Raw genomic sequence first — 15586 nt, 5'->3', positions numbered from 1 at the left:
AATAATATATGCCTTTACCACTTGACTTGAAATTTATCGAAGAGTTAGAGATTAACTTAGGAATTAGTTTCCCGGAGAAGTATAAATCTAAAATGACAATCCAAAACGGTGGAGAGATTCAAACCGATGACAAGTGGGCACTTTTTCCATTTTTAGACAAAACAGACCATAAACGAATTAGCCGGACAAGTAATCATATTGAGCTTGAGACCGCAAATGCCAAAGAGTGGGATAATTTTCCGGCAGACGCAGTTGCTATTGGAGAGAATGGGTTTGGTGATTTATTGATTTTATTGCCGGACAAAAGCGTTCCAAGCAAATTGACTGACAATATTTTTATTTGGTTACATGAGACCGGTGAAATATATGAACTAGCAGAAAATATAGACTTGATTGGTTAATTGCAATTTAGGGAAAGTCAAAGTTTACAGACACAGAACGCTTTAATTCGATTAATCACTGGTGGGGAAATTTGAAACTTTATCTCTTTTTACATGAATAAAATAAAATTGTGTATATATACGTAATATACTTATGGTGAACTTGAGCAACATAAACGGTTTCGATTGGGATGATTTTAATCGAGATAAAAATTGGCAAAAGCATGGGGTGCTTTGGGTGGAATGCGAGGAAGTATTTTTCAACGAGCCAGTGCTTTTGTATTTTGATGATAAGCACTCTAATGAGGAGTCCAGATTCTACGCGCTTGGTAGAACTGATAACAAGAGAGATTTGTTTATAGTTTTCACTTTAAGAAATGACAAAATTAGAGTTATTTCGGCAAGAGATATGAATAAAAAGGAGAAAAGTCAATATGAAAAATATTCCAAAATTTGAAAGCGAATCCGAAGAGCAGGATTTCTGGGCGAAAAATGATTCGACCGAGTTTTTGGATTGGTCTAAAGCAATTAAGGTGCATTTTGCTGAACTTAAGCCGACTGCTAAGAGCATTTCACTTAGATTGCCCGAATCTATGATTGTTCACTTGAAGCAAGAAGCTAATAAAATGGATATTCCTTATCAATCATTGATGAAATTGCTGATTAATGAAGGTTTGGAAAGAAGGAAAAAACTGAAGATGTCAACATGAGTGTAGGCGAATAGTAAGAGTCGTTGCCAGCTTTGATTCGACAGATCCGCCATGGCAGAAGCAGGTTATAAAATACTTGTTGAATCAAATTGTCATTATATAGAATGTTCATAATTCTATAAGAGAAACATGATTTTAAAACACATTATTAATTGAGTCTATTAAAGTGGACTCGTATGGAGAAAATATTGAATCCAAAGAAAATTGTTGTTGCTTATTCCGGTGGACTTGATACATCAGTAATGGTAAAATGGTTAAGCGAAAAATATGACGCTGAAATTATTGCTGTTACCGGAGATTTAGGTCAGAAAAGCGAATTAGTTGGCTTAGAAGAAAAAGCATTAAAAACGGGCGCTTCAAAAGTTCACGTTATAGATTTAAAAGAAGAGTTTATTAAAGAGTACGCTTTTAGAGCACTAAAAGCTGGGGCTCTTTACGAAAACGAATATCCAATGGGATGTTCAATTGGCAGACCTTTACTTGCTAAAATGCTCGTTGATGTTGCAATAAAAGAAGGTGCAGATACAGTTGCTCATGGCGCAACTGGTAAAGGTAATGATCAAGTAAGATTTGAGGTAGGAATTCAGGCTCTTGCTCCACATTTGAATATTTTAGCTCCACTAAGAACATGGGAGTTCAAAAATAGAGAACAAGAAATTGAATATGCCAAACTACACAACATTTCAGTTCAAGCAACAAAAGAATCACCTTATTCTATAGATGAAAATCTTTTTGGAATTTCTATTGAATGCGGTGTTTTAGAAGATCCTACTGTGGCACCTCCGGCAGATGCATATCAAATTACTACAGATCCTAAAAATGCACCAGATGAATCTGAAACAATTACAATTTCTTTTGCAAAAGGTATTCCTATTGCTATTAATGGAGAAACTAAATCCCCGGTTGATTTGGTTGTTGAACTAAATACACTTGGTTCAAAACATGGAATTGGTCGATTAGACATTATTGAAAATAGAGTTGTTGGAATTAAATCAAGAGAAATTTATGAAGCACCGGCAGCAACCATTTTACATAAAGCACATCATGAACTTGAAAAATTAGTTATGGATAAGGACACATTTAGATATAAACAAGGTGTTTCAAATCAAGTAGCTAATATGATTTATGATGGATTATGGTTCACTCCTTTGTTCAATTCACTTATGGCTTTTGTTGATTCAACTCAAGAATATATTTCCGGAAATGTTAAAATCGAACTTTATAAAGGAACTCTAAAAGTGCTATCAAGAGATTCTGAGTTTAGTCTTTACAATGAAGAATTGGCAACATACTCTGATGGAGATAGATTTGACCAAGTAGCTTCTATCGGGTTTATTCATCTTTATGGATTACCATTTAAAACGGCTAGTCAAGTTAGAAACAAATAAATTTAGATGAATGAAAGATATTAGATATTAGATACTAGGACAGAAGAGGGTTTACTCCGTGTTTTGTCATGTATTTAATATCTTTTTTTTTATTTCTAAAATAATAAGGAAACACAATTATGCTTTGGGGCGGAAGATTTAAAGATAAACTAAATGATAATGCAATGGAATTTTCTTCATCGCTTTCATTTGATATAAATTTAATTGGTGAAGATATTAAAGTAAGCATTGCACATGCAGAAATGCTGGCTTTCGTAAATATTATTTCCGAAGATGAATCCATAAAAATTGTAAACGGACTAAATTCTATCCTAAAACTATATAATAATAATGAATGGAAACCGGAAGAATTCGAGTTTGAGGATGTTCACTCCGCAGTTGAGGCAAAGCTTTTTGAACTAATTGGCGAAATTGCCGGTAAACTTCATACAGGAAGAAGCAGAAATGACCAAATAGCAACAGGATTTAGACTTTGGACTAAAAAAGCAATTTCTAATTTGATAGAGGAAATATCTAATTTTCAAAAAGCACTAATTAACTTGAGTGAATTGCATACAGAAACCATAATGCCGGGATATACTCACATGCAACGCGCCCAACCAATTTCATTTGCATTTCACCTGCTTGCTTATATTGAAATGCTCGAAAGGGATAAAAATCGCCTAAAATTTGTTTTTGAGGAAACCAACATTTCACCACTTGGTTGTGGAGCTCTTGCTGGCTCAACTCTTCCACTTGATAGAAATTTAACTTCCGAAAAATTGAATTTTAGCAAACCCGCTTCAAACGCTTTGGATGCAATTTCGGATAGGGATTTTGTCCTCGATTTCTTAAACTCATGTAATATTGGAATGATGCATATAAGCCGCCTTTCAGAAGAGTTAATTATCTGGTCAACTTCCGAGTTTAATTTTATTAAACTGGGTGATTCTTTTACAACCGGCTCTTCACTAATGCCACAGAAGAAAAATCCCGATATGGCAGAACTAAGTAGAGGTAAAACAGGCAGAGTTTATGGAAATTATACAGCCGTTTCCACTATGATGAAAGGTTTGCCTTTAAGCTATAATCGTGATATGCAAGAAGATAAAGAGCCGGTTTTTGATTCATTTAACAACTATTATCAAGCACTTTCTATGATGATTGGAATGATTAGCACGATTACTGTTAACAAAAACAGATTTGTAAATGAATTAGAAGGCGATTTTATTTTTTCAACCGAGCTTGCCGAATGGCTTGTTGTTAAAGGAATTCCGTTTAGAGAATCACATCACATTGTTGGCGAAGTTGTTAAACTTGCCGAAGAAAATCATTCCAAATTGCACCAACTTTCATTAGAGCAGTTACAAAAAATCAATCCAATTTTTGATGAAACTGCTATTGAAGTATTTAAAGTTGAAGGCGCCCTCTATCGCAAAAAAACTTTTGGTTCACCAAATCCAAATTTTGTAAAAGATGAAATAAATAGGTGGAAACTATTATTAAGCGTTGAGGATTAAATTTTCAAACTTCAACTTTCCTTATCAATCATTGATGAAATTGCTGATTAATGAAGGTTTGGAAAGTAGGAAAAAGCTGAAGATGTCAGTGTGAGTGTAGGCTGACTGTGAAGATGTACTGCCTTAGCAAAGTTCATTTCTTCAAATAAATTATGTTCATCAATTCGGAATTCAAAGTCGAAAACTCAAATCTTTTCATTTCGAAAATGACCATGCTTACTTTTGATTAACAAAGTCTCGGACAAAAATGCGTGGCTATGCAATAGATTTTTTGCATTCAGAAGATTGAGTTGCGCAAATTCGTATGCCGCAACCAAATTCTCAATATCTACTATTTCCTTATTATTGTTGCCTTTTGCTTTCAACAAAGCATGATTCTTAAATGAATTCAAATCAATGCTATTGCCCTCGATATTCGCCGAATAGTTCGCAATTTTATCGCCAACACTTAATTTGTAATCCTTCAAATATGTTTGCTCAGTGATTTTCATGAATCTCGGACTCATGATAATTTAGGAAATTTCACATTTCATTCTGACGATTATAGCAGGATTGAATTTGTTAGTAAACTTTTGAAGAAAAAAAATTGTATATGTAATTTTTTTACAATACTTTTGCATAGTGAACGTTCACTAACATAAAAGTAACTTTAGATTGGATATCATCGAAAAATGACAATGACTATAACAGACAGACAAATGGAAATCATAGAAGCTGCCGGCAGAATACTTACCTCATCAGGTACCGGCGGATTGACCATAAAAAACTTAGCCAAAGAAATGCAATTCTCTGTAAGTGCTATTTACAGGCACTTTACCGTGCAGGCGGAGATTATTGTAGCTTTGCTTGAATACACTGCACAGATTTTTGATGAACGATGCACTATTGCAACTTCGTTAGGTAATACGCCTGAGGAAAAGTTTACATTACTATTTCAAAATCCTTCCTATCGAAGATAGGATAGAGTTGACACGTATTTTGCAACAAAAAAAAGAAAATGAATAAAAATGAGAATGAATAAGAATCATAGAAGTATCATCACTATATCACGGTTTATAGTGCTCTCCCTATTTGCTGTAGTTACTTTAAATGCTCAAATCAAGATAAACAAAAATCTTCCGGATTTAGTTTTGCAAAAAGACAAAGGAGGTAATATTAATGGTAACGAATGGAAAAGCTCTGATCTTAAAAACAAACTAAATATTATTTTTTATGTAGCGCCGAACCAGCAAAAGGATGTTGAATCGTTGCTTAACAAAATAGATAGTAAAGCTTATTCTCGCAAATCCGTACAAGTAACACTGGTAATTAATACCAAGGCTACTTGGATTCCCAACGGCATTATCGAGGGAAAAGTAAAGGGAAGAGCAAAAGAAGATGCAACTAAATCATACGTACTTGATAATGATGAAGTTTTATTAAAGGGATGGAATTTGTCCAAAGATAATCCAAACATAATTGTGGTAGATGCGACGGGTAAAGTTATCTCTTTCTCCAATGAAAAACTAACCGACGATATTACAAAAAAATTACTTAGCATTATTGAAAAAGAGATTAAAAAAGAGGAGTTCTAAAATGAAACTCAGATATTCAGCAAAGATTACGGCAAGAAGAAAAGAGCATTATGTCTTTTCTTTCTACGGCTGATGTGAGAAACATGTCATTTATGAATTGGAGTTATGATAATGAGGGTAAAGACCACGACCAGTGGATTTATCTTCCAGCTCATAAAAAAGTGAAGCGAGTTTCAAGTGACAGTAAAAGCGATTACTTCATTCCGAAATGCACAATATTCAAAAAGCTCACAGAACTATAATGAATTTGATTGAAGGATAACTAAAAATGAAAAAAGATATTTATAAGCTGACCGTTAATTTTCTTGTGATAATAAGTCTGTTCTGCATTTCTCAAGACATATTAGCACAAGATAATAATCAAAATTTACTTTCAGCTTTGGTGGTTTATTCGGAAAGTTCTAATAGTGAACAAACAATAGAAACTTCACAAGCCGAGAAAAATTATCTGCTCCCTGCTGTTGAAATTATCGGGCTAAATCTTTCTCTCGGTGCCGTTAACACATATATCTTCGACCAAGATTTTGCTAAAATCAGTTGGAGAACAATTAAAGATAATTTTAAGACCGGGTTTGTTTCGGATGAAGATCATTTTTTAATGAATCAATTTCTTCATCCATTTCATGGTGCAAATTATTTTAATGCCGCACGTTCTAACGGATTGAGCTTTTGGGAGTCCGCCCCATATACATTCGGCGGAAGTTTAATGTGGGAGCTTTTTATGGAAAACGAGCCTCCTTCTTATAACGATCTAATTACAACTTCTTTCAGCGGAATAACTTTAGGCGAAATATCATATCGTGTTTCAAACTTAATTATAGATGAAAGTTCAACCGGATTTGAAAGATTCTTACGTGAGTTTACGTCAACCGTAATTAATCCTATGCTGGGTTTTAATCGTCTAATACGAGGTGATATGTGGAAATCGGGTTCACCGAATATAAGACCCGATTTCAAACTGATTGCTTCTACCGGGGTTCATACCGTGTTTTTCAGTAAAAACATTAATGAAAGCAAAACATACTTATCTCTTAGAGCAAATCTTAATTATAGCGATCGGTTTGATGTTGATAAACACACAAAACCGTTCGACTATATTTCACTTCACACTGAAGTTAATATTGCCGAAGGAAATGAAATAGTCGGAATATTTGCAAGCGGGGTTATCACAGACAGTAAACTTAAACTTTTTGACAACACCGATAATATAATCGGTCTATACAAAGAAATCGATTTATTTATAAATAATGTATATAAATTAACCGCCACGAGTGCTACAGGGCAATTAATCAACCGCGTTCTACTTTCAAATTCACTAACGATGGAGAATAATATAAGTCTATCGGCAATATTACTGGGCGGCACAAATTCTCAATATACAGTTGAAGAAGGGAAAGAGTATAATCTTGGTCCCGGCGCAAGCGGAAGTATCGGAATAAAATTTAGCTTCTATGATTTGGGCGAAGTCTATTCCAACTATAAAAGATATTGGATTTATACAATAGCCGGTGCAGAAGGAAATGAGTTCGTCGGTTTGCTTAATACCGGAATCAATCTACACTTGTCCCGAAAAACTGCACTCGGTTTAGAATTCCTTTTATATGAACGTTACGGCGATTATAAATATTACGAAAACTACAGCAGCTCAAACACAGCGTTGAGATTGTATATTCATCATTCTATTTAACCATCGTCCATTCAAAGTAAGATGCCTAGTTGCATCAATAATCCGGCTTAAATGTACGAAACAGACTTAGCCGTTTCGATTCAACGTGCCGAAATCTTTGACTTATCCGCCAAATTGACCCAAAATCAAATCACATCTTCAATTTCATAAAAAGAGATTCGGGGATGGATTTTACAATGCACATGATTAACCTCCAATATCCCGGAACATATATCGAACCAGATTTACCGGATTTCATAGCTTCGAAAATTCTTTTGCCGACAGCTGCGGATGATGCGAAAAGAAAGTTTTTCGGCAAATGTGAAGTCATTGGCGAATCCACAAATCCGGGCTTGATAGTCAGTACAGATACGCCCTTATGGAACATTCGATTGCGTAAACCTTGGAAATAAGTGCTGACAAAGCCTTTAGCAGCACCGTAAATGTAGTTGCTTTGTCTGCCACGGTCTCCTGCCACGCTACTTATCACTGCAATCATTCCTTTACCTAAAGGCTCGAAATAATTTGCGGCAATTGTTGCCAAATTAATCACAGAAACTCCGTTAGCGACGATTTCACGATTGATTGCATCCAAATTGCCCGCGATTTTCTCTTGCTCGGGCAATGTGCCGTGTGCTATCAAAACGGCATCAATCGAGCCGGCACTTGCAAGTGCTTCATTGAAGGATTTTTGATATGTTGCCTCGTCAAGTGCATCGAAATAAAATGTAGCGACATTTGCCGAATAACGTGTTTTCAAGTCGTTTGATAAATCATTTAATTTATTCTCGTTTTTTGCGACGAGCAATAATTTCCATTTATCTTGCGCGAAATTAACGGCTGCAGCTTGAGCTATTGCAGATGTTGCACCATAAATTAATACTGTTTTCATATTTATTCCTTTGTTACTCTTTTCCAAAAAGTTGACGAAAATTTAGGGTCTATATAATTAGCGAAATCCGTCCATTGCGGATAAAATACTTTAAAATTTTCGGGCGACATTCGAGCGTCTTTGCAAGGATAGACTACTCCCCCGACTGATTTGACAATATTATCGGATTCGTCTAATATCTTGAGCAATGCATCGCCTATCATTTTGAAATCAATTGCAAGCGTAACACCTTCACGTGGGAATGACATCATGCCGGGCGATTTAATATTGCCGAATGTTTTTAATACAGTCAAAAAAGATGACAATTTTGAGCGTGTAATTAAATTAAATATTTCTTTTAATACATTTATATAATTATCGAATGGAATTACAAATTGATATTGTACAAAACCTTTTTTTCCGTAGGCTTTGTTCCAACCGTCAACTGCATCGAGAGGATAGAAAAATGGCTCGAAAGATACATCCGCTTTTTTAATTCTCGATAATTGTTTGTTGTAATATAATGTATTAAATGCTTTTACGGTTAATGGATTAATTAATTCAATATTTAACGGGAATGGTAACATTTTACCATTTGTGGATTTATACGGTTTTTGTCTGCTTTTGGGAGCGAAATTACCACGATTATATAATCCTCTACCGGGTTTAGTTGTATCTACCCAAGCAACGGTATAATTGTAATTTTCTGAATTTTGCGTAATATCGAAAAACTCCTCAAATGTCCTGAATTTAATACTTTCGGATTCGATTATTGGTCCCGGGCATTCGACAGTTTGGAAGCTTACTTTTGTAATAATTCCCGTAAGTCCGAGCCCGCCAATTGTAGCAGCAAATAATTCAGAATTAATTGAATTGGAGCATTGAAGCAATGTTCCGTCCGAACGGAGCAATTCAAGCTCGGTGACGTGACACCCGAATGTTCCTGCTTTGTGATGATTTTTGCCATGTACGTCATTTGCGATTGCACCACCGAGCGTTACATATTTTGTTCCGGGAGTGACAGGCAAAAAACGCCCTCGAGGAAGCAAAAAGTCAATACAATCAGCCAAAGTCACTCCGGAATAACACGTCAAAATCCCGGATATTTCATCATAATTAATGAATTTATTCATGCCCGAAATATCGAGCAATGTTCCGCCATCAATTAGGCAACTATCGCCGTAGCTTTTGCCCAAACCGTAGGGCAAAATATCTCCCTCAATTTCGCCAATATTTAGTAAGTCGTTATAGCAATAATACTTGTTTAGTTTTTGATTGCTTAATTTGGGGTAATTTCCAAATGATAATGTTGTTTCCATTATAACATTCCAATTACGGATAAAATAAATATAATAATAACTACGAAATGACTTGCTCGGTCGCGAAATGCGAATACGACAGGGTCATGATGAATTTGCCCGCGATTGGCTATCAGCCAAGTTCGCGTAATCCAATATAATATTACAGGAGCGATAAGATACATTACAAAATGATTTTTGTAAAGCACGACAACCGCAGGGGAATTAATATAAAGCACATAAACCACTACTGAGATTAATCCGGAAGCTACACCGATTATCATCATCAATAATGTATCGTCGGTATTGTAGCCACGAACGGATTTGCTTGAATTGTTCAATTCTATAGATTTCAACTCTATAAATCGCTTCAAACTCGCAAGCGATAAGAAGAAGAACATCGAAAATGACAAGAGCCAATGCGAAATTAAAGTGTCGGTCGCAACGCCGCCAAGCAATAATCTCAATGTATATAATCCTGCCAGAATTATAATATCCGCCATGTTTAATCGCTTGAACCACAAGGAATATAATACGGTTACGGCAAAATAAATCAATATTACACCCAATGTATCAAAACCTTTGGCGAAATATGCTAATACTACAGCCATTGTAAATAGTATTGGTACAAGTTTAGCCGCTGAAAGGATTTTAAGTCTGCCTGATGCAAGAGGACGGTTTTTCTTGTCAACGTGCTTGCGGTCTGCTTCGATATCGAATAAATCATTAATTACATAAATGGCAGATGCCATAAAACTCAATGCGAAAAATGTCAGCGTGCTGCTGATTATCATACTTTGGTCTATCACATGTGCGAGTAGCATCGGCAAAAACACAAGTGTGTTCTTCACCCATTGATAAACGCGTAATTGTTCGGTTAATAATTTTAGTTTTGATTGGCTTTTGTCGTCAATTATTTGGGTTTCCGTACCTTGAAATTCATTTTTCATTTCGTCGGAACAATTGACCAATACTTTGCCGTGAGAATTTTGCCAAACAAATCGGTCTTTGTAACTGTCACCCGCATAATCAAATTGTCCTTTGCCAAATTGTTTGACTAAAAAATCGGATTTGGTTTTTGCCACGAGGTTAATTCCGTCTTTCGAAGCATAGGTTCCCTTGAAAAAGGGGAATTTCTGACCGACTTTTTCAGCGATAGTATGATACGATGCCGTCACTAAATACACATCTCTTCCGGCGGCATGAGCCGCTTCGGAAATGCGTATGACTTCCTCATTGTAGGGCAAAATTTCAACATTTGGCTCGACGTGTTTTGCCAATTGTTCTTTTAGCTCATAGCGCCCTTTCATCAACCAAATGGGAATCATGAAAATATAAAATATATTCTTCTTCAACAACAAGAAAATTGACTCGAACATTATATCGGTTCTAATCAAAGTGCCGTCCAAATCCACACAAAGAGGGTATTTATTCAAATCTTGCATTATGTTCTTAAATTTGCTATACTTTTTTCAAATTTCTGAAGTGTCACACCAACAATCTGGTCCATATTGTAATATTTATAATCTGCCAATCTGCCAACAAAAATCACATTTTTGAGTTTGTCGGCTTCGGCGGCGTATTTTTTGAAAATTTCGTCATTTTCTGCTCGAGGAATTGGATAATACGGGTCATTTTCGCCGATAACATAAGGCTGAGGATATTCGTAAGCCACAGTTGTACGGTGATGCTTTTGCATTGTCAGATGCTTGAACTCGGTGATTCGTGTATAATCATGATTATTGGGATAATTGATTTGCGCCCCGGATTGGAATTGCTCCAAATCGAAATTTACGAGAGAAAAATTCAAACTTCTGTATGGCAATTCACCATGGGAATAATCAAAAAAGTAATCAATTGGACCCGAATATATGATTTTGTCAAATTTAATATCGTCAATTATCTCTTTATAATCGGTTTTTAAAAGGATTCTGATATTTTTGTTGGCAATGATTTTTTTGAACATTTCCGTGTAACCATGCTTTGGGATACCTTGGTAAGTATCTTGGAAATACCTGTCGTCGCGAGATATGAAAACAGGCACTCGCGAAGTAACGGAATAGTCCAATTCTTCAGGTTTCAAGCCCCATTGTTTGATTGTATAGCCAAGGAAAACATTCTTGTAAATATATTCGGCAAGAAATTTAATATCCGCGTCGTCAGTTTCACGCATTTTCAATATCGGAATTTTCAGCCCGAAACCATAATTTTCAATTAGCTTGATTTCCAATTTTCGGGCAAAATCGGGTGGAAATACTGTATATAATGAGTTCAGATTGAAAGGAACAGGAACTAATTTGCCTTCTACGACTGCTTTGACGTGGTGAACATAGGGATTCCATTCGGTAAATTGCGACAAGTAGTCCCATACTTTTTTGGATGATGTATGAAAAATATGCGGTCCGTATTTATGTACGAGCAAACCCGCTTCATCGAAATAATCATAAGCATTTCCGGCTATGTGGTCGCGTTTGTCAACAATCAGCACCTTCTTGCCCAATTCATTAGTAATGCGTTCTGCCATAACGCATCCGGCATAACCCGCACCAACTATCAGATAATCATATTTCATTTCTTCAAATATCCCCTTATTTCGTTGAAATCAACCAATTTGGTATATAAATAAATCAAAATACATGCCGTAACAGTAACTATGACGGATAAATACATGTTTAGTCCAAGTGCCAGCATAACAAATCCGGGTGAGACTCCAATAAGCGTTGCTACGAATGCTTTAGCCAGATTGGGAAGATATAAATTTCCGTGAACTTTTCTAAATAAAATTAGCATCATTGTCAAAACTGACAGTTCGCTGAATATGGTAGCAATTGCCGCACCATACAAGCCGTATATAGGTATTAGAATCATATTAACGATTACATTCAAAGTCAAACCGATTAAAGTAGCTTTTATTACCTTATCCTCGTATTTCCAAGATATCAGTGGTTGGAAATAGTTTACGACAATGTATTGAAGAAAAATCGTCACCGAGAGTATTTTCAATGCTCCCGATGATTCTGCATATTGAGTTCCCAATAGCACAACGATTAAGTCGGAATAAAGAAATAAATTCAGAGCTATAAATGAGCCCAGGAGAAAATTGATTCGTGAAAAAATACTGATTACTTTATCTCTTTCTTCAAAGTTTGTAGCTCGGGAAAATTTGGGGAAAAAGGCACCTTGAAGGATTAACGTAGGCAAAATCAAAAAAGCGAGCAATTGGTGTGCTGCGGCAAAAATCCCTGTTTCGCGCTCATCTTTGATTATTCCAAGCATCGTGATGTCTATGTTATTGTACATCGTTGCAATCAAAAAAATCAATCCAATGCTGAAAGATTGGCGAAACAAACTCAGGATGAAGCTTTTATCAAACGAAAAACTCAGTTTGCCGAATGTGCTTTTGTAGTGGATAAACATCCAAATCGAATTGACCATGAACGAGATAGTGATAATAATGATTGCTATTTCGACATCGCTTTCGCTTTTGACGAAGACCATAATGCCAACCAGATTCAGAATGCCGAGAACAAGCGACCTGATTGCTAATATGTGCATTTTCTCGACAGCCATATAGACCCATGTGAGCAAAGTTGCCTGTCCGAATAGCAGAAAACCGTAAATATAAATCATCCTCTTGGTGACGTCGGCAATCGGTGAGAAGGAATCAATTATGTGTGTTGTGATGATAATGCCGATATAGCCCAAAATTGCAAGTGCAATTCGGAGCATCAAAATCGAACCGACATATTTTGGCAGCAATGCTTGGTTGCGAGCTACATCTCGTATGCCTGCTTGGTCAAATCCGAGCATTACAATTATAAAAAAGTATTGAACAATAGATTTGGCAAAGCTCAAAGCACCATTGCTTTCGGGTCCGATTGTACTGATGAGGTACAATGTATAAATCACAGCCAATCCCTTAGCGGAGAGTTCTGCTGTTCCCATCGAAAGTATATTTTTTACAATTTGATTTGAATTGCTCATTGGCAAACAAATGTTAACTAAAAGGTTCCGCCCACCATTCCGGATTTAGTTCCGGAAAGATGGAATTGCGTTCTTCTGTTTCGCTCAAATATAGCTCATCGTTCAATTCAATTTCAGATTTTCCGGCATAAGTTTCAAATAAATCGCATAATTTGTTAAAATCGGAATGATGATATACAAATCTTTGCTCGGCATAATCTTGAGCCGAACGTGTATAAATCAAAAATTGCCAATCCGAAGATTGGAGCAGCATAAGCTCTCTCAACGCCTGAGTCAATATCCTTCTTTGCAAAGCTCCCAAATCGGGAATCGAATTGCTTTCGTATATTTTGCTTAATCTCAATTCATTATTATAAATTGCTTCCCATGTCCAATTATTGTCGTCGTTTGACCAAACTTCGTGGCTGTTGCCTTCACCCCACGAACCTTCCGGTAATTTGATTACTTCAGTTGGGTTGATTTTGTTGTATTGTTCCCAAGCTGTTGCAGCTTTGGTATGAGGAGAATTATGCATACCTTTGAGCAAAGATTTGATGAAAAGCGGTCCTTCGAACCACCAATGACCAAAAAGCTCAGTATCGAACGGAGTGCACAAAGTCCCAAACATTCCGGTGATGTTGTGGTAATAATTCAGTGCGTTTTCGATATGATGAATGAAATGATTAGTTTGCAAATCAATTTTATCGAAAGTCCAATCGGTATGATAGAGTGTTTTATACATCATATCGGCTTTGGTATCTGTCACTCTCCAATATCTCAAACCCGAATCAACGTGCTTTTTGTGGAAATCTAAATAATCCGGTTGCCCGGGATAGCCAACTTCGCCACTCCATACTTGCATCGAAATATCTTGATGACGCACAAATGCCGCCGCAGTGCCATATTTAGTCTCAACTCCCGAACTAACTTCGTACAATCTAAGCGATGATTTGTCGAAATTCCAAGCAGTATGCTGGAATGATGGTGAATTGACAGGCACAAAAACGTCGTTTTCCTTGTCTGTAAATTTGCCCAAGGGAACAGATTTTAGCAATAAATTCTCATCTGTGACAAAATATTTTATGCCGTGCAAAGCAATGATTTGTTCAACACCTGCACGTAATTTCTTTTCATTAAATGGAGCCACAGGAAGATAAGATTGCCATTCATAAGCCGGGCGATATGCACACTCGGGCAACCATGTGCCGCGAGGCTCTCTGCCAAAGTGCTTTTTGTAATTCTCTACGGCAGCTTTGACTTGCAAATTCACACTTCGGTCAAATCCGAGCATTGGGAAATAACCGTGAGTTGCACCGCATGTCATTACTTCGATATGACCATCATCTTGCAGCTTCTTCAAACCTTTGATAATAGACATATCATATTTATCAGTGAAATCAGCCCTCCGCTCTCTGAACCAATCTTCCCAGAACTGTGTCAACCAAATATGGTGCGGGTCGTATCCACGCGAGGAAAATTCGATTTTGTCCCTTTGAGCAGCGGCAATTTTTTCGTCGCAATAATCAAGGAAAATTTTCTTGAAATCAGGATGCTCGAGTTGTTCGCAAAGAACAGGGGAAATATCGAGTGTAACATTGGGTGAAATACCTTCGGCTACTAAATCGTTAAAAACATTTAGCAGTGGAATATAACATTCTGCCACAGCTTCGTTTAACCAATCCACTCCGTGCGGAGATTTGCCATGATGCAAAACCCAGGGCAGATGAGTATGCAGGATTAGAACATAATTTCCTTTGTACATTTTATTTCCGATTTTAGTTAATAAGCCAAATTATATATGCAATTTATGCAAAAAAAATGTCATCCCAAACGTTTCATTTCGATTTTTGACCGAAGCATTTGGAATGACGTGAATATTGTTTTTCTTGAACACTATCATTGCCTTCGGGTTAATTCACCTTCGGGCTACCTCCGAAAAAACCCGGAAAATTGTTCAAATTGTTGGGATTGTCTATGTTAATCTCGCCATGAGTGTTCTCGTATCGTGCTATATTGTCATGCAAAGCTCTCATGAGCAATTTTGCATGTTGTGGCGTCATAATGATTCGGGCGTGTACTTTTGCTTTGGGTACACCCGGTAAGACTCTCGTAAAGTCCACAACAAACTCGGCAGGCGAATGTGAAATAATTGCCAAATTTGAATAAATACCTTCGGCTTCTTTTTCGCCCAACTCGATATTTATTTGTTGTTGTTTAGGTGCATTTTTATCATTCAT

At 36.5% G+C, this 15586-nt stretch carries 17 protein-coding genes; 9 read left to right on the top strand and 8 right to left on the bottom strand.

Annotated elements, in window-relative coordinates; translation table 11 throughout:
- Positions 1 to 8 precede the first annotated feature (8 nt).
- The 5 genes from M9949_01955 (at position 9) to argH (ending at position 3977) form a co-directional block, all read left to right on the top strand.
- Positions 9 to 401 (top strand): SMI1/KNR4 family protein, encoded by a 393-nt coding sequence (locus M9949_01955; protein MCO5250168.1) that lies wholly within the window; start codon positions 9 to 11, stop codon positions 399 to 401.
- A 133-nt stretch (positions 402 to 534) separates the two neighbouring features.
- The gene (locus tag M9949_01950; GenBank protein ID MCO5250167.1) at positions 535 to 837 is read left to right on the top strand and encodes a BrnT family toxin; all 303 of its coding nucleotides are present in this window, start codon (positions 535 to 537) and stop codon (positions 835 to 837) included.
- On the top strand, positions 815 to 1090 hold the full coding sequence (locus M9949_01945; GenBank protein MCO5250166.1) for a BrnA antitoxin family protein: 276 nt from the start codon (positions 815 to 817) through the stop codon (positions 1088 to 1090). Before M9949_01950 ends, M9949_01945 begins: the two co-directional genes overlap by 23 nt.
- Before the next feature lie 188 nt (positions 1091 to 1278).
- Positions 1279 to 2478 carry an argininosuccinate synthase gene (locus M9949_01940; protein MCO5250165.1) on the top strand — a complete coding sequence of 400 codons (1200 nt, stop codon included), beginning with the start codon at positions 1279 to 1281 and terminating at the stop codon, positions 2476 to 2478.
- 119 nt (positions 2479 to 2597) lie between these two features.
- Complete coding sequence (argH, locus tag M9949_01935; protein ID MCO5250164.1) at positions 2598 to 3977, top strand: argininosuccinate lyase; 1380 nt, start codon at positions 2598 to 2600, stop codon at positions 3975 to 3977.
- Positions 3978 to 4162: 185 nt separating this feature from the next.
- Here the strand turns inward: argH and M9949_01930 are convergent, their stop codons facing one another.
- Positions 4163 to 4468, bottom strand: coding sequence for a hypothetical protein (locus M9949_01930; protein MCO5250163.1), 306 nt, complete (start codon positions 4466 to 4468; stop codon positions 4163 to 4165).
- Between the two features lie 180 nt (positions 4469 to 4648).
- Here M9949_01930 and M9949_01925 point away from each other — a divergent pair, with 180 nt between their 5' ends.
- Genes M9949_01925 through M9949_01910 form a run of 4 tightly spaced genes read left to right on the top strand, consistent with a single transcriptional unit; the run spans position 4649 to position 7238 of the window.
- On the top strand, positions 4649 to 4936 hold the full coding sequence (locus M9949_01925; protein MCO5250162.1) for a TetR/AcrR family transcriptional regulator: 288 nt from the start codon (positions 4649 to 4651) through the stop codon (positions 4934 to 4936).
- A 48-nt stretch (positions 4937 to 4984) separates the two neighbouring features.
- Positions 4985 to 5551, top strand: coding sequence for a YtfJ family protein (locus M9949_01920; protein MCO5250161.1), 567 nt, complete (start codon positions 4985 to 4987; stop codon positions 5549 to 5551).
- Positions 5552 to 5601: 50 nt separating this feature from the next.
- Positions 5602 to 5793, top strand: coding sequence for an outer membrane lipoprotein-sorting protein (locus tag M9949_01915; GenBank protein ID MCO5250160.1), 192 nt, complete (start codon positions 5602 to 5604; stop codon positions 5791 to 5793).
- A 26-nt stretch (positions 5794 to 5819) separates the two neighbouring features.
- Positions 5820 to 7238 (top strand): DUF3943 domain-containing protein, encoded by a 1419-nt coding sequence (locus tag M9949_01910; protein ID MCO5250159.1) that lies wholly within the window; start codon positions 5820 to 5822, stop codon positions 7236 to 7238.
- 130 nt (positions 7239 to 7368) lie between these two features.
- On the opposite strand, the gene M9949_01905 is transcribed toward M9949_01910, so the two are convergent.
- The 7 genes from M9949_01905 to M9949_01875 form a co-directional block, all read right to left on the bottom strand.
- The gene (locus M9949_01905) at positions 7369 to 8109 is read right to left on the bottom strand and encodes an SDR family oxidoreductase (protein MCO5250158.1); all 741 of its coding nucleotides are present in this window, start codon (positions 8107 to 8109) and stop codon (positions 7369 to 7371) included.
- A gap of 2 nt (positions 8110 to 8111) precedes the next feature.
- Positions 8112 to 9407 carry an FAD-binding oxidoreductase gene (locus tag M9949_01900; GenBank protein ID MCO5250157.1) on the bottom strand — a complete coding sequence of 432 codons (1296 nt, stop codon included), beginning with the start codon at positions 9405 to 9407 and terminating at the stop codon, positions 8112 to 8114.
- Positions 9407 to 10831 carry a UbiA family prenyltransferase gene (locus M9949_01895; protein ID MCO5250156.1) on the bottom strand — a complete coding sequence of 475 codons (1425 nt, stop codon included), beginning with the start codon at positions 10829 to 10831 and terminating at the stop codon, positions 9407 to 9409. The genes M9949_01900 and M9949_01895 overlap by 1 nt, the downstream gene beginning before the upstream one ends.
- Positions 10831 to 11958: a UDP-galactopyranose mutase gene (gene glf, locus M9949_01890; protein ID MCO5250155.1), complete on the bottom strand. Its 1128-nt coding sequence runs from the start codon at positions 11956 to 11958 to the stop codon at positions 10831 to 10833. The genes M9949_01895 and glf overlap by 1 nt, the downstream gene beginning before the upstream one ends.
- Positions 11955 to 13370, bottom strand: a complete 1416-nt coding sequence (locus tag M9949_01885; protein ID MCO5250154.1) for a flippase — start codon at positions 13368 to 13370, stop codon at positions 11955 to 11957. The genes glf and M9949_01885 overlap by 4 nt, the downstream gene beginning before the upstream one ends.
- Before the next feature lie 13 nt (positions 13371 to 13383).
- Positions 13384 to 15111, bottom strand: a complete 1728-nt coding sequence (locus M9949_01880) for a DUF1957 domain-containing protein (protein ID MCO5250153.1) — start codon at positions 15109 to 15111, stop codon at positions 13384 to 13386.
- Between the two features lie 148 nt (positions 15112 to 15259).
- Complete coding sequence (locus M9949_01875) at positions 15260 to 15586, bottom strand: DUF3467 domain-containing protein (protein MCO5250152.1); 327 nt, start codon at positions 15584 to 15586, stop codon at positions 15260 to 15262.

The organism is Candidatus Kapaibacterium sp. (genome assembly GCA_023957315.1).
Lineage (GTDB): Bacteria > Bacteroidota > Ignavibacteria > Kapaibacteriales > UBA2268 > PGYU01.
This window is presented reverse-complemented; position numbering and strand designations above follow the sequence as displayed.